Raw genomic sequence first — 26,767 nt, 5'->3', positions numbered from 1 at the left:
AACTCCTGATCCGGAGCATATAGACTCCGGATCAGGATAATACAATTCATTTGGCTGTGATCACTGCCCGGCATTGGCTCCCGCGCCGGTCACTTCGACGATCCAGTCGCCCATCAACTTGAGCGCGGCGGGATCCATCGTTTCCGTGATGGTGCCATATTCCATCGGACTTCCGCTAGTCGCGTTCTGGAACAGGTGGTTGAGGTTGGGCAGCTCGATCACTTTGGCCCTTGGATTGCCGGCGAACGCGGCCTTCATCGCCGGTCCGTTCTGCGACGCGAGGACCTGCACGTCCTTGCCGCCGAGCAAGGCCAGCACCGGTATGTCCAGCGCCTTCAGTGTCGGCGCCGGATCATAGACGAGGAAATTGCGGAACCATGCTCCGGTCAGGAATTTGATGCCCGGACCGGCCTGCTCCTCGGTCTGGCCTGCCGCGGTGACGATCTGCAGGGCCGACTGATAGGCCGTATCCTGGTCCGGGGCGGCCAGGATCGCATCGACAAGCGCCTTCTGCTGGTTGGCGGCGGCGGTGACGGCTTCCGCCGATGCGCCGGTCGAAGCAGTGACGGCGCGGACCTGCTCGACGATGACGTCGGCGCCGCTGACCCCGGTGCCGGCCCACAGGACCGCGAAGGCGACGTCGGGATTGTCTTTGGCGACGATCGGGGCGATCAGTCCGCCCTCGCTATGGCCGACCAGGCCGATCCGGCTTGCGTCCACCTCAGGCCGTGTCTTCAGCCAGTCGATGCCCGCCTGCACGTCCGTCGCGAAATCATTGCTGGTATCGTTCGGCCCGGCGCCGGTGGAACCGCCGATGCCGCGATCGTCGACCCGCAGCACGGCAATACCGCGCCGGGTCAGATGATCGGACAGGACCAGGAACGGCTTGTGGCCGAAGATGGTCTCGTCCCGGTCCTGTGGGCCGGACCCGGTGATGAGCAGGACGGCCGGGAACGGACCCTTGCCCTGCGGGACGGTGAGCGTGCCCGCCAGATGGACGCCCGGCCGCGCTTTATTGTCATAGGAGGCTTCGACCTCCTTATAGGGATAAGGCCTGACCGGATGCTGCGGACGGACCGCGGGGGCGGCGGCCGGAGCCGCCTGTTGCGCGAAAGTCGCCGCCGGAGCAGCCACGGTGGCAACGGCCGAAGCCGAAATGACCAATGCCGCAATCTTCAATTTCTTCACCTCTTGCTCCTTTTGCCGGCCGGGGCCCGTGTCGTCACGCGCACCGGAGTTGTTTCGTTGTTTAGCTAAATAGCGAAAGAGATCCGCCGGGTCAATCGCGATTCCAGTGAGAGTTGGGCGATTTTGCCGCGACCGCCCATCGCTTCCGAGTCCATTCCGATCTATTGTGTTACCAATATAATACACAAGGGAAATCATCCCGATCGTGCCAAGATTCTCCCAATCGGGCTTTCCGAAGCCTGGCTGCTGGACATTTGGCGCCTGGCTTTTAGGGTCGAATCAAACGATCTCGAACGGGGAAACAAGATGAAGATCCGAAATCTGCAATCATCCGCGCGCCATCTCCTGCTCGCGCTTACGGTAATCCTAGCCGGTGGCTCGATCCAAGGCGCGGCGAACGCCCAGACGCCGGCTCAGGGCTATCGCATCCACATCTCGGTGGACATGGAAGGCCTGACCGGCGCCGTCTCCCCGAACCAGATCATCGGCAACGGCAATGATTATGCGGCCACCCGCAAGATCATGGTCGGAGAGATCCTGGCGGCGATCGAAGGCGCACGCGAGGCCGGGGCCACCGAATTCGTCATCGTCGATTCTCATGGGGGCATGGAGAACATCCTGATCGACGAACTGCCCGAGGACGTGACCCTGATCCGCGGGCAGGGCCGGCCGTTCGGAATGATGGAGGGGATCGACCGTGGCCGGTATGACGGCGCCATGTTCATCGGCTATCATGCCAGCGCGTCCAACATGCGCGGGGTACGCGCCCACACCATCTCCAGTGCCCGCTTTTCCGAGGTCAAGCTGAACGGCGTTCCCGCCGCCGAAGGCTATATCAACGCCGCCGTCGCCGGCGAATATGGCGTTCCCATCCTGCTCGTCACCGGCGACGACGCAACCGTCGATGAACTGGCGCCGCTGAAGGCGGAGGGCGTGGCGGTGAAACGCGCCATCGGCTTCCATTCGGCGGAGAGCCTGACGCCCGCCGCCGCCCGCAAGCTGATCAAGGACGCCGCCCGTCGCTCGGTAAGCCGCATCTCCAGCTACAAACCATTCAAGATCGCAGGTCCCGCCAATATCGACGTGACCTTCCATTATTATCGTCCGGCGGAAATGCTGTCCTGGCTCCCGATCGTCGAGCGGATCGGCCCGCGCACCGTCCGTTTCAAGGGCAAGACGGTTTCCGAAGCCGCGAAGATCCTGGGCTTCGCCAGCGGTTACAATGTCGAACTGGAGCCCTGAGGCCTGCATCGAGATCGCCAGGTCCGGCGACAAACCGCGAAGTTGGGACCGCAACGGGCCTGCATGGCCGGTAGCGCAACCAGTCACGAAAACGGCTGCAGCGTTCAGACCTACCCTCGCCCGTCGATCCGTTCGCGGCGGGCGCCGAAGACTCTGACCCGCTGCATCCCGGTGATCCGCCCGACGATTCTCATCAGCAGCAGGCTGGCCGGAATGAGCGCGAGATCGGACAGGATCGCCAGCGCCTCCGTGATCCGCAGCATGTCTTCCTCGTAGGAATATTCTGCGAGACGGTTGGAAAGAATGCTCGCGATGCAGGATAGCAACCAGAACATCCACCACCAGAAGATCCATGGCGAAGACGGTGCTGCTTCCCAGTCGCGCTCCGGCCCACTCGCCTTCCAGATCTCGCGCATCGACTGGTAGGGCAGCACGAGATTCGCGATCGGAAGGAAATACCAGCCAACGGCGAGAGCCGGCGATGTCGCCATGCCTTCGGCGCCGAGCGCATGGGCATTGGCATTGGCGACATAGATCCAGCGCAGCACGACCCCGCCCCCGAGGACGAAGAACAGCAGCATGACCAGCTGAATCAGATGGTAAAGGTCGCTCCCGCCCGCCGCGGCATTGAAACCGGACCCGAACAGCATGGCGACCGCCATTGCCGATACCGCCAGCGCGATCTGCAACACCAGCACGGAGCGCGACCAGGCGGCAAGCCGTGCAGGATCGCGAAAGGAACGGACCTTGTTCACGAAGATCAGCCGATCACGCTCGGCGCGGTATCCACGGCGGCTGGCGCCTGGCTTTCGTCGTCATCGAACTGCTTGCGGGCTTCCCTGCGGCCCTTGCTCATCAACACATAGCCGACGATTGCGAGAATGATGAGGCCCACGGCCAGAAACGGCACCTGCCCATCCACGGCGACGCGGAACGCGATCCACAGAATATTGACGATCCCGAGCAATATGAACACTTTCTCATTATTGCCCGGAAATCCGTAGACCGACGCTCCGTCGGCGCTGCGGACGCCGTGCACGCCCTTCAGGTCGAAGGCAGTGAAAAGATAGAATCGGCCCCGGCTTCCCGGCGTCAGCTTCTCTGCCACATCCTTCGCCACCACCGCCTTGTTGATGGTCCTGGTACCGCCATCGTCCAGCTGAAAGCGGATATGGTCGAAGATGCTGATGCCGCCCCGCGCCCGCTTCAGCTTCGCCTCTTCGACGACACCTTCGACGATCGATGTGCTCATGGCCGGTCCCCTGCTGCGGCCCGCACAACTGATTCCCGTCGATGACCGGAGTCAAGCAACCTTTTTCGGAAGCGCAACGAAGGTGCGGTCAGCGCGCCTCCAGGACTTCGAGACGGTAGGCGCGGGATAATTTCGTGCGGACGGCGAGGCCCATGCCGACGGTCATGACGACCGTGGCAAACAAGGTGGACCCCACCGGATCGACCCCGGGCGTGAGTGCGGCAACAAGACCGGTCGGGGAACTGGTGATGTTGAAGACCGCGTGAAACAGGCCGACCGCCAAGAGACTGTCGCCGGAGCCCCGCAAGGCGAAAGCCATCATCGGGCGAAAGAACAAGGCGAATATGAAGAGTGCCAATATGCCGATGGCGACGCTGGCGAGGTCGAACGCCCCGACGAACTGAAGCGGGATGTGGATGATCACGAAGGGGATGGCGGCCAGCCATGCCGCCGGCAGGATCCGACGGGTGCGTTCGAGGCGGGTCTGCAGGAAACCTGCCCACACGGCTTCCTCCCACAGATTGACCAGAAGCATGCCGGTGACGACGGCCGCCCAGGCCTGGCGAAGGAGCACTTCCCCCAATCCCTCGGTCCGGAAAGAAGCGCCCAAGGCGAGATTGAAGCAAATTGCCAGGGCAGGAAGGCCCGCGGCGATCGCCACCCACCAGCCGATACCGAACCGCCATCGAACGATGCGCGCCAGGAAGGCGAGAACGCCTGTTTTCCCTTCCGCAGCCCAGATGATCCCCACGACGATCAGAAAATAGAGGATGATCAATGGAGACAGCAGCCATTCGCCGAAGCCGGGCACGACATCATGTGCGCTGAGCGGGATCAGCCATGCCACGGGCCAGATGATGAAAAGTCCGGCGAGGAGGAATGTCGTAAGCGGCCGGCGCGCCGCCAATGTACGCAATCCCCCGATTTGTAGGCTCGCGGCCTTTGTTCCGGTCATTCCTTCCTCCCTCCCCTTTGTTTGATCAATTATAATATCTCTGTTTAAAGCGAAACGGAAGGATGCAATTACGCATCAGCCGGCGCAGTAGCGAAACGAACCGAAGGCGTGGGATAGGGTTGTCGAGAATGCGCCCAGCGGCGCGCTCCACGCCAAGCTTTACCTTGCGTGTTGCTGGTCCTCGGCCCCGAATCGGCTTAGCAGCCGCTTCATGACGGACGGAACTCCAATCTATGACGGTATCGGCGAAGAAGCGCTCGAGGCGCTGGTCGATGCTTTTTATGCAAAGGTCCGGCGCGATCCGCTGATCGGCCCGGTCTTCGATCATGCTATCCAGGACTGGCCGGAGCACCTTGAAAAGCTTCAGGCCTTCTGGTCCTCGGTGATGCTTACCAGCGGGCGGTACAAAGGCAGACCCGTGCCGGCACACGTCAAGCATGCGGATGCCATTTCCGACGCGTCCTTCGAACGCTGGCTGGCCTTGTGGAAGGAAACGACCGAGGAATTGCTCGATGCAGAAAGTGCCGCGGCGCTCCAGGACAGAGCGGCGCGCATCGCCGAAAGTCTTTCGCTGGGTATCGCTTTCAACCGCGACCCGGCCAAAGCCCTCCGGGCCGGATCGTAAGCGATGAAATTCCGATACAAGGCTCCGCCATCAGCTCCTCGTTGATCGCTCACCGCTGCCCGACAATCACGTCCCAGCCCTTGATCGCCAATGCGGCCAGAGGATGACGAATGCGACTTCGGATCCCCAATCTGCTCTTTGTGCAGACGGACTCCAGGATGAACCGCGACGCCAGCACGAGTTCAGGAACATTGTGCCAATCTGGCCCTTATTCGAGGCGACAAGGAGTGAAGCGCCATGATCAGGACCATCCATTCGCGCCTTTATGGGCGTAGCGCAGCCGCAGCCCTGGCGGCGGCCCTGCTGCTTGTCGGATGCAATCCGTCCCAGCCTTCGGCCGACGATCAAAGCCAGGCAGCGGTCCTGCCGGACCTTCCCGCCACCTTGCCGCTGGTTCCGGGTGAAGCGGCTCCGATCGCCTACGCGCCGGGCGCGGAAGGTCTGCCCGCGGTCGATCCGATCCAGGCCGTCCGGGTGGCGGATCCGGGCGAATATTATGCTTATGCCGACGATGCTTATGGCTATGCGGATGCGATCGGCGAGGCCCCGCCCGATTACGGCTTCGCTTATGACGATGTCCAGCCGTGGGGCTGGCAGGGCTATGACGACAGCCTCGCCTTCGCCGAGCCGCTCGAGGACGGCTATCGCTATTATTATTACCGGCCGGGCGAGGATGATCCCTATTTCGTCCGCGATCCTTATTATGGCTATGGCTATGACGATGGCCGTCTCGCCATCGTCTACGATTCCTATGGCGGCATCGTCCCCTATGACGATTACGGGCCGCGGCTGCTCTATGCCTCGCGTTATTATTATCGGGGCCGCGACATGTATCGGGCCTCCCGCCACCGCCGGCCGGTGATCGCCGGATCCTGGAATGCACGCCGGCACGATATCTTCCAGTCGCAATCGCGCTGGCGCCAGGCGCGCGAGCGCCAGCTCGAATGGCAGGCCTATCACGAGCGCAATGCGGCGCGCCAATCCCGCTATTGGGAGCAGGAACGGGCGCGCCGCCGCGCCGACCGGGTCCGCTTCGCCACGTGGCGCGAGCAGGATTTCCGGACGCCTCCGCCGCCCCGCGCCATACCGGCCGCCTGGACCAGCGAACGTTGGGCCCGCGACGAACGCCGGTTCGCACCGCCCGCGCGCGGCTTTAACGGCAACGAAGCCGACCGCCGCCGCGCGGTCGCCGAGGAGCGCACCCGGCTTGCCCAACTTGCGCGAAGGGCGCAGGCCGAACGGCGGAACGCAGCGCAGGATCGCGCGGAGCAAAGGCGCGAAGCACTCGCCGATCGCCGCCAGCAGCGCCAGACCGAACGTGCCGAAAGCGCCCGGCAGCGGCAGGACCAGATCCGCGCCGGCAACCCGCGCGCCAACGAAGCCCGTGTCCAGGCCGAAGCGCGACGCGCCGAACGGCAGGCACAAAAGGCCCAGCGTCAAGAACGGGCCACCGAGCGAAGGCAGGCCCGTCCCACGGAGGCTGCCCGCCAGCAGCAAGCCGCGCGCCAGGCGGATCGCCGCCAGCAGGCGGAGGCCCGGCAGCAGGCGCAGCGCCAACAGCGCGAAACGGCCCGCCGGCAGCAGGTCGACGCGCGACAGCAGCGCGAAGCCGCACGCCAGCAGCAAGACCGCGCAGAAGCGGCCCGCCGCGAGCGCGAGCAGGTCCAGGCCGAACTCCGGCAGCAAGCGGCCGAACGGCAAGCCGTCCGCCAAACCGAACGCGCCAATGCCGCGCGCGCCCAGGCCCGCCAGCAGGACCAGGCGCGCGAACGGGCGGAGCGCCAGGCGTCCCAGGCGCGTGAACGCGAGCAGGCGCAGGCCCGGCGGCAACAGGCACGTGCGGAGACGGAGCAGCGCCGGGCAGCCCAAGCCGAGCAACAGCAGCAGCGTTCCGCAGCGCAGCAGGCGCGACAGCGGCAGCAGGCGCAGTCCGAACAGCGCGCTGCCCAGAGCCAGGCCCGCGAGCAGGCCCGCGCGTCACGCGAGCAGGCGCAGGCCGCCCGCGCCGCCGAACGCGCCGCGCGGACGGAAGAACGCCGCGAGAGGCGGGAAAGGCCGCGATAGACCATGATCGTTGCAGGTTGAATCGATCTGAAGCGTGAGTCGTCGTCCGAACATTTGAATGGAGCCAGGCTTCGACATTTCCTTCGGCGAAGTCCGAAGGGAATGTTCAGTCCGAAGGAGGGCGCGAAACGGCGGTGGGCCGGGTCAGGATCCAGATCGCTCCGACGGCGCATGCCAGGACTGGCAACAGGGCCCGCCAGCCCTCCAGGGACAGATATCCGGCCGTTCCGCTCAAGCCGAACACCGACAAGACGGCTACCTTGCCCTTCCGGCTGATCGCGCCCGTTTCCCGCCAGTCGATGATGGCGGGCCCGAAGCGCGACCGAAGCAGACGCGCCTCCCAGAGCGGATGGCTTCGGGCGAAGCAGAAGGCCGCGAGCAGGATGAAGGGAATTGTCGGCAGCAGCGGAACGAAGATGCCGACCAGTCCGGTTCCAAGCGCCGCCAGGCCTGACAGTCGATAGAATAAGATCAACGGACCTGCCGCGCCGGCGGCATCCCTCTCGGCCTCATTCCGCCGGGCTGGGGCTTTGTGCCGGCGCCGACATGAGCGACAGCAATTGGAACAGGAAGACGATCGCGCCGGCGAGCCACAGCACAGAGGCAATCATCGCCAGCGCTTCCGACCGGACGAGCACGGCCAAGGTGATACCGCCCGGCATGAGCACCGCCGCCGATCCCGACAGCAGCAGATGGAGTCTGGCCAGTCGACGCGTCGCGAGTACCGGATAGACGCGATAGGCGAGACCGAACAGGGCGAGCGAGGCCCAGCCGACCAGGTTGATATGGGCGTGGACCGGCCGCAGCTGGAAATCCTGCGTCGCAGCCATGACGATGCCGAGAACGACACCGACGATCAGCGACAAGGTGGCAAGCAACAGGAATTGCAGATCATAACGGTTCATGGATCATCCCCCCGGAAGAAGGGCCGGCACACCCGGTCCGTCGCCACGATATTCGCACCAATGATATCCGCTCGCAATGGGGTGGCTCTCCTCAAGATGAGGCCCAAGGCGAAATCGCGCCGAAGCGCGCGCGGCGGCAGGCTCATCCGGTCGATCGGCAAGCGCACCGCAAGGCTGGCCGCCGTCACGGCCCTGCAACATCGCGCCGTTAGGAGCCAAGACATTATATGGGGGATTCGAAATGCCATATCGCGACCCAGCCCATTCGGAAGCGACGGTCCGGACGATGGAAAGCCGGGGCGGCCTGCTGCTCTTGACCCGTCTTATCCTCTGGTCGATGCGCAATGCCCGCAAGGCGGGGTAGCAATCGCAGATCCAGATGATCGTCGGAAGAAGCCAACCCGCACTTGCCGCGTTTCCTCTCCAATGCGACCTTCCGTCGCTGGGAGAGAGACATGTTCGTGGCGGCCTATTGGTGGCGCGTGAAGCCTGGCAAGGAGGAGCAGTTTCGCGCCGCCTGGCGCCGCGGAACGGAGCTCATCAATGCCAGATATGGCAGCTTGGGCTCTCGCCTGCACAGGACGCCGGACGGACGCTTCGTGGGGGTCGCCGAATGGCCGGACGAGGCCACGTGGCGCGCCGCCTTCGATGCCAAGATGGTTTATGACGAGCCCGCCACCCGCGCCGCCTTCGTCGATGCGATCGAAGAGACGGCGGCCGAACCACTTCTGCTGATGCATGTCACCGACGATTTGCTGATCCGGACGAAGCCTGACCAACCGCTCACCTGAAGGGCGGACTGCATCGGCTTAACTATGATTTGAATGGGGCCTAATTCTTCATCGGCGGAAGCGCAAAGCGCTTCCACCTCGAACGACCAGGCTCCTGGTCGCGTTTCATGTCCTGTCCACCACGGGCAATCCGAACGACACGAACCCCGTCAACGTACCGGCTCGACCATGAACCGGCGACGCCAGCCGCTATAGCTGCCGCTCTGGATGCCGTGACGCAGGCTGGCGACCAGTGGCGATCCGTCCGAAGCCATGAAGCGGACCCGGAAGCGGCCGCCCCGCCAGTCGATGGCGCCGGCATGGACTGCGGCCACGCAGAGCGGCGAGGAATCGGCATAGATGTCGGTGCCGTCGACGCCGACCGTGCTGCGATAGCGGCTGGGGCCGCAGGCGAATATGTCGCGGTCGTTGACGGTCGGATGACTGGCCGACCAATGCCATGGGAAGCCGCTGACCACCTTCATGCTTACCGGCCGTGCCGCCGCGACCGGTGTATGGCCGTCGGCCGCCCACCAGGCCACCACGGCACGAAGGCCCGGGATGCGGTCGATGATGCGGCTGGTGATCGCCTCCCGCATGGCCTTGCCATAGCTGGCGCCGGACAGGGTCTGTTCGAGCTGGCGCGAGATGGCGATAGCGCGGCCGACCGCGTTCGGATCTCCCGCCATGGCGGCGGTGATCTCGTCCATCGCTTCCGACGCCTGGTCCATGCCTTTCTTGCTGACGTTTACCATCGCGCCGGCGACCTCCCCCGGCACATCGACCGCCGTCCATACGGTCGAGGCCAGTATCGGCGACATGCTGAAGAGGTCGCGTACCCCATCCATGATCACGCGCGCATCGCCCTGCTCGGTGCCGTGATAGACTGCAGCCGCGCCATAAGCGGCGGCGAGGAATTGGGTGACCTTGCCGGCATTGTCCCCGGTCAGGGCACCTCCGGGCTTGCGGATATCGTCCAGCAATTGCGCGGCATATTTGGTCATGTTCAAGAGCCGCGCTGCATCTTCGGCATCATAATCGCCGGCGGCCATCATCGCCGCAAAATGGCGGGCGCGGTCGAGCACTTCCGCACCGAGCGCCTGCCATGCCCGCTTCCGGCCGGGACCGGCCGCCGCCTGCTCTATGGCGGCGATGGCCGCTTCCAGGCCGGCATCCTGCAGGATCTGGTCACGGTCGAGCAGCAGCTTCAACCCCTGGGAAATGCGCCGGGCATCCGCCGATTCCACCTGGAGCGGCGCGATCCTGGCCAACAATGCTTCGGCGGCACGGCGTCGCTCCGCCGGCGAGGATGCGGCCGTCGGCACTTGCCCCGCCGCAGCGACGAGGGCCGGATCGACTGGCGGCGAAGCCGCCGCGACAGCGGCATCGCCCCCGCTACCGCAATCCGCGACTTTCAGCGCTGCGACGGCCTCCAGCCTGGCAAGGGCTTCGTCGGCAAGGCGTGCGCGCTCCCGCACCTCTACGGCGGCGGCGTTGCGCGCTTCCTGAAGCTCCGGCTGAATTCCTCGTCCAGCCTGCGTCAGCCGCACATATTCCTGGCTGAGCCGCATCGCATATTCGTCGGCTTCCACGCGATTGCCGAACGCCTTCGCCGATTCCTGGGCAAACCGGCGGACCACCTCGTTCTTCTCCGTTTCGGAGCAGAGACGGGCCGGCACCGGCGGAACCGAAACCGCGACATAGACGGGCCGCGACAATCCCGGCTGCGCGATAGCTGCGGCGGGGAAAATCAGCGGAACGAACAGGGTGATCCTCGCCATATTGCGACGGCGGCACGTCATCTCGCCTCTCTTTGTCCGAGCCATGGACATCCTCCCCCGAGCTGGCGTCGACGAAACACGGTTCTCAACGCCGAGCGCGACGGGCCCGCGCTCAGCCTTCGCGGAGACTTCCGTTTCTGCCCCTTCCATTCATGACGCAAGCGAAATGAGTGCAGGTCATTTTGAACGGGGATTCTTGGCCCAGGCGGAAGTCCGCAATGCCCCTTCCGCCTCGCCCATATAATCGCGCGTCAGCGGCAGGGTGCGGCGGCTGAGCGCATATTGGAGCTGGTAATTGACCATGCCGCCTTCGCTGAACATCGTCATCGCGCCGGCGAGATAGAAGAGCCAGAGCCGGTAGAAGCGCGCGTCGTACAGGTCGACCAGTGCAGCCTCGTGTGCCTTCGTACGATCGTACCAGTGACGAATGGTGTAATAATAATGGAGCCGCAGCGTCTCGCAGTCGGTCATGATCAGCCGTTCGCGCTCGCTGGCCCCGACGATTTCCGACAGAGCGGGAATATAGCCTCCGGGGAAGATATATTTCTCGGTGAAACGGTCGGTCGTCCCCGGTCGCCCCATCCGGCCGATCGTATGCAGCAGCATGACGCCGTCCGGCGCGAGCAATTCCCGGCACTTGCGGAAGAAGGTGCGGTAAAATGGCGGCCCGACATGTTCGAACATGCCGACCGAGACGATGCGATCGAAGGTCCCGGTGACGTCGCGATAGTCGATCAGCTCGAATCTTACCTTGTCGGCGACGCCGGCTTCGCTCGCACGCTGCCTGGCGGTGGCGATCTGCTCCGCGGACAAGGTGATTCCAGTCACATCGGCGCCGGTCTTGGCATGGAGATAGAGCGCCATGCCGCCCCAGCCGCAGCCTATGTCGAGCACACGCTGTCCCGGCTTCAGCGCCAGCTTGGCGGCGATATGCGCCTTCTTGTCTTCCTGCGCTTGATCCAGGCCGTTGGCGGGATCGGTGAAATAGGCGCAGCTATATTGCATGTCGCGGTCGAGGAAGAGCGTGTAGAGCTGGTCCCCGAGATCGTAATGATGGGCGACGTTGCGGCGGGCGCGGCGATGCCAGTTCAATTGTTCCAGCCGGGACTTGATCCTGCTGCCATGGCGCATGAAGCCGGCCTTGCCCTTCCTTTCCTCCCAGCGGCGATTGCGGCGGATGATCGTGACGAGATCCAGTATCTCGCCCTCTTCCATCAGCAGCCGGCCGTCCATCCAGGCCTCGGCCGCGCCGAGACCCGGATCGCGCGCGATTCCCCGCGACACGCCGGCATCGGTGAAACGGATCGAAACGGGATTGAGGTCGGGATCGGCGGTGCCATAGGAATAGGTCCGGCCGTCATGGTCCACGATCTTGAGCTGGCCGCGCCGGATCAGCCGCCGGAGCGCCTTGTCGAGAAGGAGCATGATGCGATCATAGCGCCGAAGCGAGACCTGTGTCACCGCGTTTGTGGGCGATCCTGCGCCGCCTCCCGGGCTGATCCTCCTCCCCCGGTCGATGCAAGTCGCCCGGGGGAGGAATCCCGTCTGAAGCATCGTGCCGAAAAGTGGGTACCGGTTTTCGGCGTTTCACGATGCGATGACAAAGGTTTGGAGCGGGTGAATTGCGTCACGCTGAGGCAGCGCGCTCTAGCCTCGCGCCGCCGTGGCCGCGCTCAATATCGCCTTGACCGACGCCGTCGCAACGTCGGTATCGATGCCGACGCCGAAGTGGTTGCGGCCATCGCAGCCCTTGCATTCGACATAGGCGGCGGCCTGCACGTCGGTGCCGTGGCCGATCGCATGTTCCTGATAATCGGCGATCTCAAGCTCGATGCCATAGCCGTCGCGCAAGGCAGCGAGCACGCTGGAGAGGAGACCGTTGCCGCGGCCGCTGACCGTCTGCTCCTGCCCGTCGGAAAGGATCCGGCCTACGAAGCTGCGTGCACCGCCGGCTCCTGAATCCTCGCGATAGTCGATCAGCTGAAAGGGCTGGCCTCCCCCCAGATGATAGGCCGCCTCGAACGTCTCCCAGATGTCGGCGGCGTTCAATTCGCGGCTTACCGCGTCGGCTTTCTCCTGCACGTAACGGCTGAAATCCGCCTGCAGCCGCTTGGGCAGTTTCAGGCCCTTGTCCTGCTCGAGGATCCAGGCGACGCCGCCCTTGCCGGATTGCGAATTGACCCGGATCACCGCCTCGTAGGAACAGCCGATATCCTCCGGATCGATCGGCAGATAGGGCACGTCCCAATATCGGTCGTTGCGTTGCGCCTGGGCCGCGAAACCTTTCTTGATCGCATCCTGATGGCTGCCCGAAAAGGCGGTGAAGACCAGTTCGCCGGCATAAGGATGGCGCGGATGGACGGGCAGCTGGTTGCAATATTCGACGGTGCCGACGACCTCGCTGACATTGGAGAAATCGAGGCCCGGATCGACGCCCTGTGTGTAGAGGTTGAGCGCCAGCGTCACGAGATCGACATTGCCGGTCCGCTCGCCATTGCCGAACAGGCAGCCTTCGACCCGATCCGCGCCGGCCATGACGGCAAGCTCCGCGGCGGCGACGCCGGTGCCACGGTCATTGTGCGGATGGACGGAGATGATCGCGCTGTCGCGGCGCGTGAGGTTGCGGCAGAACCATTCGATCTGATCGGCATAGATGTTGGGCGTCGCGGCCTCCACCGTGGCCGGCAGGTTGAGGATGACCGGCCGTTCCGGGCTCGCCTCGAGCACGTCCATCACCGCCTCGCAAACCTCCAGCGAGAAATCGAGTTCGGCGGTCGAGAAGGTCTCCGGACTATATTCGAACCGCCAGTCGGTTTCGGGATATTTCTCCGCCTGCTCGCGCAGGATGTTCGCGCCGTCGATTGCGATCTGCTTGATGCCTTCGCGGTCCATGCCGAACACGATCCGGCGCCAGGCCGGGGAAACGGCATTGTAGAGGTGGACGACCGCGGTGCGCGCACCGGCGAGACTTTCGAAGCTCTTCTCGATCAGGTCGCGGCGCGACTGCGTCAGCACCTGGACGAACACATCGTCGGGGATGCGATCCGCGTCCACCAGGGAACGAATGAAATCGAACTCGGTCGCGCCGGCGGACGGGAAGCCGACCTCGATTTCCTTGAAGCCGAGACGCACGAGCATCTCGAAAAAACGCAACTTCTTCTCGGCGTTCATCGGGTCGATCAGCGCCTGGTTGCCGTCGCGCATATCGGTCGAGAGCCAGCGCGGCGCCTTGGTGATGGTGCGCGACGGCCATTGCCGGTCGGGCATGTCGATAGTGGGGAATGATCGATATTTTACGGACGGGTCGCGCAGCATGATGCGCCTCCTTCTTCGAACTTGTGCTTGAAAATAGGGCTTCGGCAAAATGCCGCCGCCGGGCAGCCGTCAGTCCCGGCGGCCGCCTATAAGTCGCGCAAGCGCAAGGCCGCCGAGGCGGGCGCTAAGGTTCGGAAGAAGGATGTTCGTACGATCCACGGATGGGCACTTAGCGCAGGTAGCGCGCAAGTGCATCAAGAAAATGGGACGGCCGCTTCCACCGCGTCCGAAGTGTTCAAACTAAAGCAGTTCGAGCTCCACCGCGACTTCGTCATTCGCCTCCAAGCCCTCGACGCGGCAAATGGCCTTCTTCACCGGCAGGAACCAGCTGCCTTTCTTTTGCGGGAAGACGGACGTGGACCAGCTACTGTCGCCGACGATCGCATTCACCTTGACGGAGCCGAAGCCGCGCCGCCGCCCCAACTCCAGCCTTCGCATCAGTTCATGTGCCGTGATCGCTTCGGCAGCCGCCCCGGTAATCATCACATAGCCCATGTCGCCATATTTTTCGGTGCGCCACACGAGCAGTGGGCCGGCGAAGGTGACGGCATCGGCGCCCGTAACGCCAGCTCTCTGTTCGATCCGTGTCATGAGCCGCAAGCTGCCTCACAACGACGATAGTCGCAACGGACCATCGATCCTGACCAGGATGACTAGAAATTGCCCCGGACCGAGAAATCGAAGATCGGTCCGATCATCCGGTTGCGGTCCTCGATATAGTCGACCGGCCCGGTGCGGCGGCCGGTATAGACGATGCGGTCCCAGCGGCTGCGGGCGTTGAGGAGGTTTGCGGCACGCGCGCGAACCGTGAACCCGAACACATTCTTATGCTCGATGAAGAGATTGAGCCAGACCGGCCCTTCCTCGAGCAGGCCGAATTCGGTCAGCCGGTAGGTCAGCGAATAATGGCCATGGTTGAGATTGCCGCCCCAGGCCCAGGAGCTGTTCGGAACATCGTGCCGCAAGGTGAGATCGATCATCCGCACCAGATCCTTGTTGATCCGGCGCCGCGCGCCGGTCAGCGGATCGTCCAGCCGCGATCGCTGGAATTGGACCAGAGTATCGAGCTTGGCCCCTTTCCAGCCGATCGTGTCGAACAGGAATGTGCTTTTCCATTCGACACCATGTTGAACGGCCTTGTGGACGTTGCCCGGCGATTCCCCGTCCACGCCGATCGGCACGATGTCGACGATATCGTCGATCCGGTTGCCATAGAGACGCAGTTTCGTCGTTCCCCACCGGCCGAGCTTCCGGGTCGCCTCCACTTCCAGCTCCCAGCTTTGCGGCGGGACGAGATCGATATTGCCGGCATTGACCTGACCCTCGATCAGGTTCGCCGAGGCAAGGAAATCGTAGAAATCGAGCTGCCACACACGCCGCCGGATTCTGAGGCTTACGTCCAGATCCTCGTTCGGCTGCCAGGCGAGGGACAAGCTGCCCTTCGGCCGGATGAAATTGCGCGTCAGGCTGCCGATGCCACTTGCGCTGCCGAGTTTCGAATATTCCGCGCCGAGCACCGCCTGCAGGGTCAAGGCACGCGACAAGGGCCGGCCGTGCGTCACCAGCATTTCGTAACGATCCTCCTGGACCCGGCCCGTCCCCGCCGGGAAGGGAATTTCAACGAAGTCTTCGTCCGCGTCGAGGAGGAAGATGCGGGTGACGCTGTCCAGCCGGTTGAACGCGCCTTCGGCCGACACCTGCCAGTCGCCGCCCGCCATCCGCCAGCCATATTCGGCGCGACCGATCCATTCGCCATAGCGTCCGTCGCGCGACACCCGGTCCCCGGTCGCGGGCGACGAATCGGCGAAACGGGTGATGGCGGTCGTGACCAGCGGCTCATGTTCGAACTTGCGGAGACCGATCAGCTTCAGCCGGCCCGGGCCGAGATCGAACGCATAATCACCACCAATCTCGTAAGTATAGCCGTCGCGCTCCTGGTGGACATCGCGATGCTGGTCGACGCCGCCCGGCCGGACACGCTCGCCCGTCTCCCAATAATCATACCAGCGGGGCGTGACGGCGAGGTTGAGATTGGCGAGGGACGAACCCGTTCCGTCGAGCGTCAAGCGGGCGCTGAATTTCGGCTCGTCGCTATGGGTGTGCCAGATATCGTGGCGAAACTCGAATGGAACACCCTGCGGATCCAGGATGCGGGTGCCGCCGCCGGCGCCGCTGCGATTACCCGGATTGTTGACGCCGATGGCATATTCGAGCCGGCCGGCCTGTCCGGAATAGCTGATGTCGCCGCGGGTGAAGAGCGGATCGGTGAAACGGGCCCTGAATTCCGGCCACCAGTTGAACTGGCCGCCGCCCTTGCGGCTCTTCGCGACGATATTGGCGACCTGGCCCGACAGGCCGGCAATGTCGAGCGTCGCAGCGTCGACGATCTCGATCCGCTCGACACCTGTGGCCGGGATCTTCTGCAGCTCGGCGACGGCGCCGCCCGATTTGCTCGGCACGCGCTGACCGTTCAGCAGCACATTTTCCGACGCCTGCCCCAGGCCCCTCTCCTCCTTGGCCTCACGGATCGTGAAGCCCGGCACCTGGCGCAGCATGTCGAGCGCATTCCTGGGCGCGAAACGGGCGAAATCGGCAGGCGTGAAAACCTGTCTCCCGCCCGCCTGCGACACCACCGGCGGCATCGCCACGGCGGGATCGGACGGCAATTGCGCCGCCAGCGGCTGGGCCATGAGTCCCAACCAGGCACCCGGGATCGATAATAGCGGGCGACATGTGCCGAGCAAAGCCGGAGTCGAATGCCCGGCCACTAACGGCGCGCACCGAACATGTGGCCGAGTGCCCGCATGCGAACGAGCTTCTCGGGCGAGGGCAGGCTCTCTCCGTCGCGTTGGAAAGAACGGACATCGTCCGGCGTGATGCCGAGGGCCTTCAGTTGCACGAGCTCGTGGACGTCCAGATCCCGATAACCGAGCCGCTCGAAGCCGGCGATATAGCCGGCATCGATGCCGAGCGCCCGGAACTGGACAAGCTCTTCGGGTGAAAGATCCCCGTAACCACCGGACGCGAAGCCGCGGATGAAGTCCGCGCTGATGCCCAAGGCCTTGAACTGGACCAGTACGTCCAATGTGCTGGGGCGATAGCCGGCGCGCGCCAGGTCCGCGATATAAGCGGAATCGACACCGAGCGCCGCAAGCGCGATCAGCTTGTCGACATCGGGCGTCGGATAATCGGCCGCGTCCAGCGCTTCCACCAAGGACCGGCGAGCATCGACCGCGACCAGCGCGAATTCATCCTTGTCGTCCGGACGCTCGATACCGTGGCGATCGAGGAAAGCCAGGAAGTCCGGATCGCTGGCGAAGCGGCACGATCCGGACGCTTCCGAATCCCCGCCGCGGCCCGCGCAATCGAGGCGGCCGGCTTCGCGGACGAGCGCGACCTGCACGGGACCGCTGCCGGCTGCGTGGAAGCGATCAACGTCCAACCCGCTAAGGTCGGTCGCGGAAAATCGGGTCGACCATGTCTGATTGTCGTCCCGGTAGAAGCGGGCCTTGATCTGCCCGCTCGTGCTTTCCGGTTGCAGGGTGAAACTTACGGTGTCGGGCCTGTCCGGACTGGTGGCGGATGTGACGGCCGCGGCCGAAAAAGCCAAGACGGCCAGGAATGCGAACAGTCGGTACATCGATCTTCTCCTTGAGTTTCAGGCAAAGTCCGCCCGTCGCCCGGATGCGGGCGTTTCGATTTCCCCTGTATTTCAGTATGTTCGAAGTTCAGTTCGCCGCGGGCGCGGCTGTTACGACCCGTCGTCGCGATCCAGGTCCTCGGGCCTCACGCCCATCACCTTCATGCTCACGATCTGGTCCGCGCTCGGCGCGCGGCGGCCCGCCTGCCGATAGCGGCGGACCTCCTCGGCCGTGATGCCGACCGCCCGGAAGGCCATCAGGTCCCCGGCGCTGATGTCGAGATATTCAGGGGCAATGCGGCGGATCGCCACGATATATTCGGGCGTCACCCCCAACGCCTTGAAGGATGCCAGCTCATCATCTTCCATGTCGCGGAATTGGGGCGCGGACCGCCGGATGGCCGCGACATATTCCCGGTTGGCCCCAAGCGCCTTCAGCTTGATCGCCCGCTTGGCCGCATCATGTTCCATGCGCTGCGCCAACGCCCGGCCTTGAAGCGCGATCCGAGCACTATCAGCCTCGATCCGCATCATCCCGGCATCGGCGTCGAAAATGATGTTGGCCCCGGGATCAGGGTCAAGATCGCGGTCGCGGTCGCGACCGGGATTGGAATCTGGAACAGGAGCCGCGGCTTGGACAATATCGCGCTCCGCAAGGCGGACATGGTTGTCCCGGGCTTGCTCCGGGTCCGCCTCCATAGCCCCGCCGTCAGCGCGCCCGACTGGCGCGGCCATGTCGAGGGCGCGCGGCGCGGGCCGCGCGATCGGTAAGGACTGGAGGTCGGCGGACGCCCCGGCCCTGGCCGGCGCCACCAATTGCAACGCGGCGACGGGCACCACCATGCCTGCGGCGAAGAAGGCCGCTGCGCTGCTCCAGCGCCAGCCGCCAGGCGCGCGTTCTAGCGCGACGTCGAGCACCCGTTTGACGCGCCGCGCAAGCGATCCGCGCCCTGGCGCGACGCCATGGGCGCCGAGCAGCAAACCCCGGCATTCGTGCCGGGCGATCCCAACCAGCAGGTTCGCATAATCGGTGTCCTCGATGTCGGCAGCAAGCACCGCATCGTCGGCCGCTTCCTCGCGCAGCTGATGCGCCTCGCGGGCCAGCAGCCACACCAGGGGATTGAACCAGAACAAGGCGGTCGTCACCCGCGCCAGCATCAGTTTCGCCCAATCGAGCCGTGCGATATGGGCGAGCTCATGGGCGATGATGGCTTCCGCCTCGCCCCGTGCCTCGGTCGCGCCGCTGTTGAGCAGAATGACCGGGCGCATCAAACCCCAGCTGATCGGGGAACCGAGATCATCGCTGGTGAGCAAGGCGGTGCCGTTCTTGAACCCCATGCGCCGCTGCGCCCGGGCAAGGGCCTGAAGCCAATGCCCGTCGACCAGCACGTTGGCCCGCGCCTTCAGCGCCCCCAGCCGCAGCAAGGCGACAAGGGTAAGCAGGAGAAGCAGGACAACCGGCACGAAATAGGCCCAGAGGCCCCAAACGGCAGGGGATGCCGAAACGGACGCCAAGCCTTCATCGGAAGGTGAGGCGGCCGTTAAAGCCTCTGGGCCAGCGGTCGAAGTCGCCGGCAGGGCCGGTTCCGCAAGAACCGGTTCGGCGGCCGCGACCGTAAGAAAAGCGGGGCCTGTGATATCGAGCGTGGGCAGCATCAGGGTTCCGGCCGGCAGTAGCAGCAAGGCGGTCAGGCCCAGATGGGCGATCCAGCTGCGATCCGAGGCCGACCGCCTCTGCATCAGCTTCAGAAGCACAAGGGTCGCCCCGGCGATCAGCAACGATTTGGCTGCGAGCGGCAGAAGAAAGTCCATCATTTCTCTCCCTTGGCGGCGCGGGCGCGGGCAATCATGGCTTCGAGCGCGTCCAGCTCCGACGAATCCAGCCGATCGGACATGCCCAGCAAGGCCGTCGCGGCCCCGGCGGGCGAATTGTTGAAGAAGACGCGCACCACTTCGCTCAGCGCCGTCTTGCGGGCAACGCTGTCGGCCACCACCGGGCTGTAGAGATAGCCGCGGTCGGAATCGGTGCGACGGACATAGCCCTTGTCTTCCAGCCGCTTCAGCATGGTGCGGACGGCGGATCCGCTCGGGCGATCGGCGAGCGAGGCGCAAATGTCGGCGACTGCCATTTCCCTCCGCTGATAGAGAAGGTCGATGATCTGGCGTTCGCGGGGCGGCAACTTGCTGAGCATCTCTCACCTTTCCGGCGCTACATTTGTAGCTTGTGCTACATCTGTAGCGCCGGTGCAAGAGGATTTTTCGCGATCGGCTCGCGCTTGACTATTGCCTCCGTCCGATGCTTGCTCGCGACGTCACCAAGGGGGATGGGATGGGCAAGGCAATATTGATCGCGGCCGCACTGTTCGGCTTGCCGGCAATCGCCCAGGCGCGCGTGGACTGCGCCGCCAAGGCCTCGGACGCACCGGATGTCGAGCGGACGGTCAAGACCTTTCTGACGGCGATCGCGCGCAGCGACATGGCCGAAGCGCGCAAGCTGACCAGCGAGCGCTTTCATTCCTTCGACGCCCGAACGCATTTCGTAGGTCCGGCGCTGCTCGACCTGGTCGAAGACAGACAGAAACAGGGGCTGAAGCTCGAATTCGGCATCGGCAAGGTCGAAACCGTCATCCATTGCGACATCGCCTGGGCCCATTGGGTCAATGAAGGCGCGATCGACGGCGCACCGACCATCTGGCAGGAATCGGGCGTGCTCCGCCGCGCCGGCAACGGCTGGATCTTCGAGTTCCTCCATTCGGAGAAGATCCCGCCCTCACCCGCCAATTAGCGTCATGGCCAAGGCCGCTTGACGGCGCCCGCCGGCGCGTGCTTCCTCGCCCCAACGAAGGATTGGAAGGAAGATGATGCGCAAATCCATGTTGACGGCGGCCTCATGCGTCTTGCTGGTCACGGCGGTGCCGGCGACGGCCGGGACCCCGGCCTGCGCGACCAAGGCGTCGGATACCGCCGACGTCGAAGCCACGATCAAGAATTTCTTCGCCACGATAGAGCGCGGCGACATTGCCGATGCCCGTAAGATGACGACGCCCGGCTTCCACGCCTTCGACGTCGGCAAGCATTTCGCTGGGCCCGAGCTTCTCGACATGATCGAGGGCGCGCAGAAGCAGGGCCGCAAGATCGGATTCGGCATCGACAAGGTGGAAGCCAATGTCGATTGCAACTTCGCCTGGGCCCATTGGCTCAACCCCGGGAATATCGACGAAACGCCGATCACCTGGCAGGAATCGGGCGTCCTCCGCCGCGCCGGCAAGGGCTGGATCATCGAATTCATCCATTCCGAACGGATCAGCTCGCCTGCCGCCAAATAAGGCCGGCACGCTGGCACGCTGCCGGGGACAGGAATGAAGGGCGATGGCCGTTGCTGATCCGGATCCCGTCCCGGCACTGAATAACGTCCCCAGCTTCGCCGAAGCCGTGCGGGTCTGGGTGCGGATCGCCGCCCTGAGCTTCGGCGGCCCGGCCGGCCAGATTGCGGTCATGCACCGGATCCTGGTCGCGGAAAAGAAGTGGATCGGCGAGGAACGTTTTCTCCACGCGCTCAACTTCTGCATGCTGCTGCCCGGGCCCGAGGCACAGCAGCTCGCCACTTATATCGGCTGGTTGCTCCACAAGACCAAGGGCGGTCTGGTCGCCGGCACTCTCTTCATCCTTCCCGGCCTGGTCGCGATCATGGTCTTGAGCTGGCTTTATGTGCTGTGGGGCGGCACCGGACCGATCGCGGCTCTGTTCTTCGGTCTGAAGGCAGCGGTGCTTGCGATCGTTTTCCAATCGGTGTTCCGCATCGGCGGCCGCGCCTTGGGCAATCCCGCCCGCCGCGCCACCGCCGCCGCTGCCTTCCTTGCCCTCTTTCTTTTCCAAACCCCTTTTCCGATCGTGGTCCTCGGCGCCGGTCTGGTCGGCTACGCCGCCAGCCACCGCGGCAGGTCGGCCTTCGTCACGAGCGGACACGGTGAGGCGGGCGGGTCGATCGTTTCCGATGCGCAAAGCGCGCTCGGAGTGGCGATCCCGGCCCATGCGGCCCCGCACCGGGCCTGGGCGATCCGCATCGGCGCCATCCTGCTCATTCTCTGGCTGACCCCACTCCTGTTGCTGTTCCTGCTCGCCCCGGACAGCGTCTTCACCCACATTGCCGGCTTCTTTTCCAGGATGGCGGTGGTGACCTTCGGTGGCGCTTATGCCGTGCTCGCCTATGTCGCGCAGGCGGCGGTGGAAAATTACGGGTGGCTCCGGCCGGGCGAAATGCTCGACGGCCTGGGGCTCGCCGAAACCACGCCCGGGCCGTTGATCATGGTGACCCAATTCGTCGGCTTCCTTGGCGCCTATCGCGATCCCGGCGATCTCTCGCCACTGCTCGCCGCGACGCTCGGCGGCCTCCTCACCACATGGGTGACATTCACCCCGTGTTTCCTGTGGATTTTCCTGGGCGCCCCCTATGTCGAGCGGTTGCGCGCGAACAGGGCACTGGCCGGAGCGATGGCCGCGATCACGGCCGCTGTGGTCGGCGTAATTCTCAACCTCGCTTGCTGGTTCGCGCTTCATTATCTTTTCGGGCAATCGACCCAGCGGAGCTTCGGGCCGATACGCTTCGATCTGCCGGTCTGGTCCAGCATCGATCCGCTCGCTCTGTTGCTTTCCATCGCTGCCCTGGCCGCCATGTTCCGTTTCCGCGCCGGATTGCTTCCCGTGCTCGGCGCCTGCGCTGCGGCCGGCCTGATCCTGCGTCACTACTTTGGCTCATAAGTAATTGTGAATAGCGCTATTTCTTTCTGAACCAGTCGTTGTTTCGGGTTAATGAAACCTCCTTCGCAGCTCTTCGTTCTCAGCAATGGCCCGCAAATGTGGGCCGGTTTCAGGAGTAGGACTATGCGTAACATGATTCTTGCAGCCGCGATGGCGAGCGCGGCCTTGCCATTTGCCGCGGCGCCCGCGGAGGCCCAGACCCGCGCCCAGCGCGAATATCAGCGCGACGTGCGCGAAGCCCAAAGGGATTGCCGCGAGGACCTTCGTGACGCCGACAGTCGCCGTGAATATAATCGGGAACGGCGCGACTGCCGCCAGGACCTGCGCGAGGCGAGGCAAGAATATCGCCGCAACGTCCGCCGCGACTGGCGCAACTATCGCCGTTACGATTACAACCGGTACGAACCCGGCTATAGCCATTATTATGCCGACGATTATTACCGGGACGGCCGCTATTATCGCGAGCGCCGGCTGAGCCGAAACGACCGCATCTATCGCGGACGCGACGGCCGCTATTATTGCCGCCGCTCGGACGGCACGACCGGACTCATCATCGGCGGCGCGGTCGGCGCGCTCATCGGCAATTCGCTCGACAATGGCCGATCCAGCCTGGTCGGTACCTTGATCGGCGGCGGCGCCGGCGCCCTGCTCGGTCGCGAAATCGACCGCGGCGGAATGCGTTGCCGCTAACAGAGTAGGGCGGTCGGCCCAGAACCGACCGCACTTGCGAGGGGAAGGCGTCCCGGTTCCGGTCGGGGCGCCTTCTTGCATCACCTCCGCCCGACCATGAAATGGGTCGCGCCTTCGCCCTCCTGCCGCTGGAAAACCCGGTAGCCGAGGGCCGGCAAATCGAGGCCGGCGAACAGCGGCTCGCCGCCGCCGAGCAGGACCGGCGAGACGACGATATGCAATTCGTCGATCAGGCACGCTTTCAGATATTGCCGCACGGTGGCGGCACCGCCGCCTATCTTCACGTCACGCCCGCCCGCAGCCGCTTTCGCCTGGTCCAAGGCGTCCTCGATCCCGCCGGTGACGAAGTGGAAAACCGTTCCTCCTTCCATTTCGATCGGCTCGCGGGGGTGATGGGTGAGGATGAAGGTCGGCGCATGATAAGGCGGATTGTCGCCCCACCAGCCCTTCCAGCCATCATCGGGCCACGTCCCGCGGCTGGGTGCGAACATGTTCCTGCCCAAAATGAAGGCGCCGAAGCCGTCCATCGCCGATATGCCAGATCGTTGTCGACGCCCTCCGTGCCGCCTTCCTTGCCGACCATGGCGTGGAACATTCTGGTGGGAAACATCCACTGATGAAGCTCTTCGCCGCGCTTGCCGAGCAGATCCTCCAGGCTCTGCGCCAGCCCCGCAGCATAGCCGTCGAGCGAAATCGCGAAACCGCCGACTCGAACCATGCTCATCTCATCCTCCCTTCCGATTTCACTGTGCAACTGGCTCCGCTCCATCCCGGCGCGCCAGCCAAGGCAGCACTCTCGATCGGCACGGGGCCAGATTCGAAAGAGCGACCACCGCGCGAGGCGTGGCTGATGCCTACGCTCCTTCCCAATAAGGAGGATAAAGGCTGACGAAGCCGTTCGGGGCTATGACGAGGTCCGTTTCGAAGGCGAGGCTCGGCGCCTTATAGGCGTATTGGCGATCGCTCTGCCGCTCGTATCGCTGCGGCAGTTCGGTCAGGCTTTCATCTTCCAGGTTGAACCAGGCAGCGGGAATTTCGGCTGCGGCGCCGGCGCCGATCCCTATCCGCTGCAATTGCTGGAAATTCGTTGCCGGCGTGAAACTGTAATCGAGGTCCAGGAGGTGGCCGATTCCATCCACGATCTTGCCGTTCAGCGACCAGCCGTTCGCTTCCCGCGCGATTGCGTGGCTGATTGTACGCGTCCCGACAAACCCCTCAATGGCTCCGGCACGGCTCCGCCATTCGCCATCCAGATCAACCCGGTAGGAAAGGCATGCACCCCCTGCTTCGTGGGCGAAAACAGCAGTGCCCTGCAGGATCCAGCCGGAGGCCCCGGAGACGAGGATCGCGGCGTCATGGCCGGAACCATCCAGCCTGCGCCACAGCATGGAAGCGACCGCAGTCATGTTTGGGAAGCGAGACGGGCGCTGCCGGGCGCCCGCTTCAGGGTCGGAACCCGCTCCTCATTGGGTGTTGGCGGCAGCTTCGTCGCCGTCCGCGTTCAAATTGATGTCGATATCGATATTGTCGCCGATGGCGTCCATCTGGTCGCCGACCGCATCGGCGGCGCCTTCAATCGTGTTGCCGGCATCGGACGCGGCACTTTCGAGATCCTGGCCAAGCGCATCCGCCTGATTCTCGACGCTCGCTTCCAGATTGTTGTCGACATTGACCTCGCAGCCCGCGACGAGCACGAACGCGGCGATGGCGGTCAGTTTGGCGGCAATCCTCATTGCGGTTCCCTTCGGCCGGTGATTGGCCGACCTCAATAGAACGGAAGTCGCCGGGCGGGCAACATCAGCCGGCGATCGCGGAATAGCCGGGCTATTTCCCCCTCGACAATTCGCTCGAGAGCTTGAGAACCTTGCCGCCATCCTCCTGTTCGAGAAGGAAGGCCGGATTTTCGGAAGAGCCGTTCTTGATCACCTTGGCGCCCTCGATCGTCCTTTGCACCCGGCGCTCGAACCGTTGGACGATCCGGCCCTCGCCATGCCCCGATCCCCAGTTCCACCGCACCATCTCTCCGGTCCGCAGCGTCGTCGCCATTGCCGCACTCTCCTTGCCCAACGCGATGCCAACGCACGGGACGCGTCGAGGCTGCGAGAGCCACGCATTCGCCATGCCCGGCCGGTCGAGGACCACGTCGAGGATGACGAGCGCGCTCAGGCCGAAGATGTGCGGCGCAACTTGCGCCCGGATTCCCGCAAAGTCGCCGAGGGACAAATGGAGGCAGCCAGACGGCCAGCCGTCGCCGGGGCGTTGCGGATCGGCGGCTATTATGCCTCTATGCTAGGAAGGGCCTGCACTTTACGAGCTTTTCCAGGTCATTCCCTCGCTCACGGAGATTCAAACATGAAACCGGCGCTGCTGATGGTCGGGCTCTGCATGGCGGCGACTCCTGCCTTGGCCGATCCCCTGCCGGGGGACGCGGCCAGCCTGCTGTCTCGCACATGGGAGCGCGAGAATGAAGCGGGCCGCGAGGCGCTCGCTGCTACGCTCAAGCGCGCCTATCCGGAATCGATCGACGAGATCGACGCTCGGATTGCGGAACTGAAGGCGAAGACGGAAGCTGCCCAGGCGGCCGCGAAGCCGGCGCCATCGCTTGGAGCCCCGACAGCCAGCGCGCCGACTGTCACGGCGGCGGCCGACGAGACCCCGCCTGCGGAAGCGGCCGCGAAACTGGACGGGCAGATCGAGCTCGGCTTCTCCTATGCGGACGCCGCCACCGACACCGCCAATGCACTCGTTTCAGCCAAGTTCAACGCATCGCACGGTCCATGGTCGCATCTCTTCATCGGCTCGGTCGATTTCAACAAGACGAGCGGCCAATCTTCGGTCGAACGCTACCTCGCCTCCTACGAGGTCGGCCGCGAGATCGCCGACGGTCCGACCTTCGCCAAGGCGCTGCTCTCGTTCGAGCGCGATCCATTGTCCGGCTATCGCTATCGGTTCACCCAAAGCCTGGGCCTCGGCAGCCGGATCGATCTCGGGGAGGATGCGGTGCTGAATATCGCGGGCGGCCCTTCCGCTCGGGAATCGAGGAGTCTCGACGGCATGACCGACACGGCCTTCGGCGCGCGCGCCACGGTCGGCTTCGACTGGCAGTTGAGCCCATCGGTGACCAGCAGCAGCGGCGGCTCGGTCGTCATCGAAGGCGGGGGCTACGGCACGACCGAGGCGAAGACGGCTCTGACCGCCAAGGTCGTCGGCCCGCTCGCCGCGCGCCTGCAGATGAGCTACCGCAACGAAAAGACACCGGACTTCGGCACCCGCACCACCACGATCAGCAGGGCATCGCTGGTCTATTCCTTTTAGGGGTCCGGACCCTGGCTGTCACAGCTTGCCGGAGGGCGCTTTCGCCCCCGCCTCTCGCGCAAAGGGAGAGGTCGGACAGAGCAAGAGCAGCGGGGATAGGATGCCCGTACCCTGTGCTTTGCCGCACAAAAAAAATGGCCCCGCCGCGCGAAGGCGGCGAGGCCAGGATCTGGGTGCTTGCGCCAACGGCCGAGATCAGCGGCGCGCCGGCACGTGCCGAATGCACCCAATTGCTAGAGCATGATCATCTTAGACTGAACCATAACC

Annotated in this window: 29 protein-coding genes; 11 read left to right on the top strand and 18 right to left on the bottom strand. The window is 64.3% G+C overall.

Annotated elements, in window-relative coordinates; translation table 11 throughout:
- Positions 1–60 precede the first annotated feature (60 nt).
- A complete protein-coding gene (locus RQX22_RS16590) occupies positions 61–1,188 on the bottom strand; it encodes an alpha/beta hydrolase family protein (protein ID WP_315727912.1) in 1,128 nt (375 codons plus the stop codon).
- A 306-nt stretch (positions 1,189–1,494) separates the two neighbouring features.
- Here RQX22_RS16590 and RQX22_RS16585 point away from each other — a divergent pair, with 306 nt between their 5' ends.
- Entirely contained in the window at positions 1,495–2,430 is a 936-nt protein-coding gene (locus RQX22_RS16585; protein ID WP_315727911.1) for a M55 family metallopeptidase, read from the top strand.
- Positions 2,431–2,540: 110 nt separating this feature from the next.
- Here the strand turns inward: RQX22_RS16585 and RQX22_RS16580 are convergent, their stop codons facing one another.
- The 3 genes from RQX22_RS16580 to RQX22_RS16570 form a co-directional block, all read right to left on the bottom strand.
- Positions 2,541–3,185, bottom strand: coding sequence for a DUF4328 domain-containing protein (locus tag RQX22_RS16580; protein WP_315727909.1), 645 nt, complete (start codon positions 3,183–3,185; stop codon positions 2,541–2,543).
- Positions 3,186–3,190: 5 nt separating this feature from the next.
- A complete protein-coding gene (locus RQX22_RS16575) occupies positions 3,191–3,682 on the bottom strand; it encodes a hypothetical protein (RefSeq protein WP_315727907.1) in 492 nt (163 codons plus the stop codon).
- Between the two features lie 88 nt (positions 3,683–3,770).
- Complete coding sequence (locus RQX22_RS16570; RefSeq protein ID WP_315727905.1) at positions 3,771–4,637, bottom strand: CPBP family intramembrane glutamic endopeptidase; 867 nt, start codon at positions 4,635–4,637, stop codon at positions 3,771–3,773.
- Positions 4,638–4,848: 211 nt separating this feature from the next.
- On the opposite strand from RQX22_RS16570, the gene RQX22_RS16565 reads away from it, so the two are divergent.
- Both RQX22_RS16565 and RQX22_RS16560 read left to right on the top strand, forming a co-directional pair.
- The gene (locus RQX22_RS16565; protein WP_315727904.1) at positions 4,849–5,262 is read left to right on the top strand and encodes a group III truncated hemoglobin; all 414 of its coding nucleotides are present in this window, start codon (positions 4,849–4,851) and stop codon (positions 5,260–5,262) included.
- Between the two features lie 237 nt (positions 5,263–5,499).
- Positions 5,500–7,326 (top strand): hypothetical protein, encoded by a 1,827-nt coding sequence (locus RQX22_RS16560; RefSeq protein WP_315727902.1) that lies wholly within the window; start codon positions 5,500–5,502, stop codon positions 7,324–7,326.
- Positions 7,327–7,432: 106 nt separating this feature from the next.
- Here the strand turns inward: RQX22_RS16560 and RQX22_RS16555 are convergent, their stop codons facing one another.
- Together RQX22_RS16555 and RQX22_RS16550 are read right to left on the bottom strand one after the other, a co-directional pair.
- The gene (locus RQX22_RS16555) at positions 7,433–7,801 is read right to left on the bottom strand and encodes a YbaN family protein (RefSeq protein WP_315727900.1); all 369 of its coding nucleotides are present in this window, start codon (positions 7,799–7,801) and stop codon (positions 7,433–7,435) included.
- Between the two features lie 34 nt (positions 7,802–7,835).
- Complete coding sequence (locus RQX22_RS16550; protein ID WP_315727898.1) at positions 7,836–8,231, bottom strand: hypothetical protein; 396 nt, start codon at positions 8,229–8,231, stop codon at positions 7,836–7,838.
- A 241-nt stretch (positions 8,232–8,472) separates the two neighbouring features.
- On the opposite strand from RQX22_RS16550, the gene RQX22_RS16545 reads away from it, so the two are divergent.
- Positions 8,473–8,595 (top strand): hypothetical protein, encoded by a 123-nt coding sequence (locus RQX22_RS16545; protein WP_315727896.1) that lies wholly within the window; start codon positions 8,473–8,475, stop codon positions 8,593–8,595.
- 91 nt (positions 8,596–8,686) lie between these two features.
- Positions 8,687–9,022 carry an antibiotic biosynthesis monooxygenase family protein gene (locus tag RQX22_RS16540; RefSeq protein WP_315727894.1) on the top strand — a complete coding sequence of 112 codons (336 nt, stop codon included), beginning with the start codon at positions 8,687–8,689 and terminating at the stop codon, positions 9,020–9,022.
- Positions 9,023–9,171: 149 nt separating this feature from the next.
- Here RQX22_RS16540 and RQX22_RS16535 read toward each other — a convergent pair whose 3' ends face one another.
- The 8 genes from RQX22_RS16535 to RQX22_RS16500 all read right to left on the bottom strand — a co-directional run bounded on the left by RQX22_RS16535 (position 9,172) and on the right by RQX22_RS16500 (position 19,929).
- Positions 9,172–10,803: an LCCL domain-containing protein gene (locus RQX22_RS16535; RefSeq protein ID WP_315727892.1), complete on the bottom strand. Its 1,632-nt coding sequence runs from the start codon at positions 10,801–10,803 to the stop codon at positions 9,172–9,174.
- A 156-nt stretch (positions 10,804–10,959) separates the two neighbouring features.
- Positions 10,960–12,207, bottom strand: coding sequence for a cyclopropane-fatty-acyl-phospholipid synthase family protein (locus RQX22_RS16530; protein WP_315728047.1), 1,248 nt, complete (start codon positions 12,205–12,207; stop codon positions 10,960–10,962).
- Positions 12,208–12,429: 222 nt separating this feature from the next.
- Positions 12,430–14,097 carry a 2-isopropylmalate synthase gene (leuA, locus tag RQX22_RS16525; RefSeq protein ID WP_315727890.1) on the bottom strand — a complete coding sequence of 556 codons (1,668 nt, stop codon included), beginning with the start codon at positions 14,095–14,097 and terminating at the stop codon, positions 12,430–12,432.
- A gap of 240 nt (positions 14,098–14,337) precedes the next feature.
- Positions 14,338–14,688 carry a DUF1905 domain-containing protein gene (locus RQX22_RS16520; protein ID WP_315727888.1) on the bottom strand — a complete coding sequence of 117 codons (351 nt, stop codon included), beginning with the start codon at positions 14,686–14,688 and terminating at the stop codon, positions 14,338–14,340.
- Positions 14,689–14,750: 62 nt separating this feature from the next.
- Positions 14,751–16,787, bottom strand: a complete 2,037-nt coding sequence (locus RQX22_RS16515; protein ID WP_315727886.1) for a TonB-dependent receptor plug domain-containing protein — start codon at positions 16,785–16,787, stop codon at positions 14,751–14,753.
- Positions 16,788–16,864: 77 nt separating this feature from the next.
- Positions 16,865–17,737 (bottom strand): hypothetical protein, encoded by an 873-nt coding sequence (locus RQX22_RS16510; protein WP_315727884.1) that lies wholly within the window; start codon positions 17,735–17,737, stop codon positions 16,865–16,867.
- A 111-nt stretch (positions 17,738–17,848) separates the two neighbouring features.
- Positions 17,849–19,552 (bottom strand): M56 family metallopeptidase, encoded by a 1,704-nt coding sequence (locus RQX22_RS16505; protein WP_315727882.1) that lies wholly within the window; start codon positions 19,550–19,552, stop codon positions 17,849–17,851.
- Positions 19,549–19,929 carry a BlaI/MecI/CopY family transcriptional regulator gene (locus RQX22_RS16500; protein ID WP_315727880.1) on the bottom strand — a complete coding sequence of 127 codons (381 nt, stop codon included), beginning with the start codon at positions 19,927–19,929 and terminating at the stop codon, positions 19,549–19,551. Before RQX22_RS16500 ends, RQX22_RS16505 begins: the two co-directional genes overlap by 4 nt.
- A 104-nt stretch (positions 19,930–20,033) precedes the next feature.
- Between RQX22_RS16500 and RQX22_RS16495 the strand changes: the two genes are divergently transcribed.
- From RQX22_RS16495 to RQX22_RS16480, 4 genes are all read left to right on the top strand, one after another.
- The gene (locus RQX22_RS16495) at positions 20,034–20,522 is read left to right on the top strand and encodes a hypothetical protein (protein WP_315727878.1); all 489 of its coding nucleotides are present in this window, start codon (positions 20,034–20,036) and stop codon (positions 20,520–20,522) included.
- A 73-nt stretch (positions 20,523–20,595) separates the two neighbouring features.
- Complete coding sequence (locus tag RQX22_RS16490) at positions 20,596–21,063, top strand: nuclear transport factor 2 family protein (RefSeq protein ID WP_315727877.1); 468 nt, start codon at positions 20,596–20,598, stop codon at positions 21,061–21,063.
- A 43-nt stretch (positions 21,064–21,106) separates the two neighbouring features.
- Positions 21,107–22,495 (top strand): chromate efflux transporter, encoded by a 1,389-nt coding sequence (gene chrA / locus RQX22_RS16485; RefSeq protein ID WP_315727874.1) that lies wholly within the window; start codon positions 21,107–21,109, stop codon positions 22,493–22,495.
- Between the two features lie 123 nt (positions 22,496–22,618).
- Positions 22,619–23,185, top strand: a complete 567-nt coding sequence (locus RQX22_RS16480) for a glycine zipper 2TM domain-containing protein (protein WP_315727872.1) — start codon at positions 22,619–22,621, stop codon at positions 23,183–23,185.
- Positions 23,186–23,265: 80 nt separating this feature from the next.
- Here the strand turns inward: RQX22_RS16480 and RQX22_RS16475 are convergent, their stop codons facing one another.
- Positions 23,266–23,676 (bottom strand): dihydrofolate reductase family protein, encoded by a 411-nt coding sequence (locus tag RQX22_RS16475; RefSeq protein WP_315727870.1) that lies wholly within the window; start codon positions 23,674–23,676, stop codon positions 23,266–23,268.
- Between the two features lie 125 nt (positions 23,677–23,801).
- On the opposite strand from RQX22_RS16475, the gene RQX22_RS16470 reads away from it, so the two are divergent.
- Entirely contained in the window at positions 23,802–24,074 is a 273-nt protein-coding gene (locus RQX22_RS16470; RefSeq protein ID WP_315727868.1) for a hypothetical protein, read from the top strand.
- On the opposite strand, the gene RQX22_RS16465 is transcribed toward RQX22_RS16470, so the two are convergent.
- The 3 genes from RQX22_RS16465 to RQX22_RS16455 all read right to left on the bottom strand — a co-directional run bounded on the left by RQX22_RS16465 (position 24,040) and on the right by RQX22_RS16455 (position 25,408).
- Complete coding sequence (locus RQX22_RS16465; RefSeq protein WP_315727866.1) at positions 24,040–24,591, bottom strand: putative glycolipid-binding domain-containing protein; 552 nt, start codon at positions 24,589–24,591, stop codon at positions 24,040–24,042. The genes RQX22_RS16470 and RQX22_RS16465 overlap by 35 nt on opposite strands.
- A 57-nt stretch (positions 24,592–24,648) precedes the next feature.
- The gene (locus RQX22_RS16460; RefSeq protein ID WP_315727864.1) at positions 24,649–24,918 is read right to left on the bottom strand and encodes a hypothetical protein; all 270 of its coding nucleotides are present in this window, start codon (positions 24,916–24,918) and stop codon (positions 24,649–24,651) included.
- A 91-nt stretch (positions 24,919–25,009) separates the two neighbouring features.
- Entirely contained in the window at positions 25,010–25,408 is a 399-nt protein-coding gene (locus RQX22_RS16455) for a hypervirulence associated TUDOR domain-containing protein (RefSeq protein ID WP_315727862.1), read from the bottom strand.
- A gap of 129 nt (positions 25,409–25,537) precedes the next feature.
- Between RQX22_RS16455 and RQX22_RS16450 the strand changes: the two genes are divergently transcribed.
- The gene (locus RQX22_RS16450) at positions 25,538–26,500 is read left to right on the top strand and encodes a DUF481 domain-containing protein (RefSeq protein WP_315727861.1); all 963 of its coding nucleotides are present in this window, start codon (positions 25,538–25,540) and stop codon (positions 26,498–26,500) included.
- The last annotated feature ends 267 nt before the right edge of the window (positions 26,501–26,767 follow it).

The sequence above is a fragment of the Sphingosinicella rhizophila genome (genome assembly GCF_032378825.1).
Lineage (GTDB): Bacteria > Pseudomonadota > Alphaproteobacteria > Sphingomonadales > Sphingomonadaceae > Allosphingosinicella > Allosphingosinicella rhizophila.
Note: the sequence above shows the minus strand (reverse complement) of the source record. Positions and strands in the feature narration are given on the sequence as shown.